The organism is Wolbachia endosymbiont of Nomada ferruginata, from assembly GCF_001675785.1.
Lineage (GTDB): Bacteria > Pseudomonadota > Alphaproteobacteria > Rickettsiales > Anaplasmataceae > Wolbachia > Wolbachia pipientis.
This window is the reverse complement of the sequence record NZ_LYUY01000169.1, coordinates 1-916: the sequence shown is the minus strand read 5'-3', so window position 1 is coordinate 916 and position 916 is coordinate 1. Positions and strand designations below refer to the sequence as shown.

Genomic DNA, 916 nt, shown 5'->3' with positions numbered 1-916 from the left:
AGAGGTTGTCCACAAACCAGTAAATCAAGCATATTCCCTACTTAACATAACTTTACTCATAGCCAGATATATGAAACTTTCAGTAGATGTTGTAAGTAAATCGTACTCCTTTGATAGCCTTCTATTTCTATTGATCCAAGCAAAAGTCCTCTCTACCACCCACCTTCTCGGCTGTACTGAAAATCCAGGATCCCGTTGTGGCAATAGTTCTAGTGGTGTATCTTTATGCACCCAAAACCTACATGGAGGCCTTTTGACAATTTCAATATCTATCCCATATTCTCTCTTTACGTAATCCTTTAAATATTTTCCTTGGTATCCCATATCAGCCCACATTTTCTTAATATTGCTGTATTTTTCCTTCATATTGTCCAATGCCATCTTCACCCCATCTCTGTCATTTTCGCTTGCAGCTCCTACATAGCAACCAAGCACAAATCCTTGAGTATCTGTGATTATATGTCTTTTTCTCCCCTTTACCTTTTTCGCACCATCATAACCTTTGACCCCCCTTTTTCCGTGGTTTTTACCGATTGACTGTCCACTATGCATGCGCTCGGCTCCTCATTTCTTCCCATTTTTGACCTACTATATTTAGTGATATCATAGTTCATTTTCTCAAAAATTCCCTGCTTTTTCCATCTTCTAAACTGTTCATGCACAGCCTTCCACGGCGGAAAATCGTGTGGTAAATAGCGCCATTGACATCCTGTGCGCAGTATATAAAGAATTGCATTTACTATCTCACACTTACTGTATTTTGGTGGCCTTCCTCCTTTCTTGTACGATACTCTGAAGTGTTTTTCTATTCTTGCCCATTCCCTTTTACTTAAATCTGTTGGATATTTTTTCCTCATCTCTTACCTCAATATTCTTTCTTTATATACTACGTATTCCTTGGTTTGTGGACAACCTC

General features: G+C 38.8%; 1 protein-coding gene. It reads right to left on the bottom strand.

Annotated elements, in window-relative coordinates; translation table 11 throughout:
- Positions 1-24: 24 nt before the first annotated feature.
- Positions 25-857, bottom strand: a protein-coding gene (locus tag BA053_RS07015) for an IS5 family transposase (protein WP_156518241.1) whose coding sequence is annotated in 2 segments (ribosomal slippage) — positions 25-491 and positions 491-857 — 834 coding nt in all. Because the reading frame shifts where the segments join, the coding sequence is not laid out codon by codon here.
- Positions 858-916 lie beyond the last annotated feature (59 nt).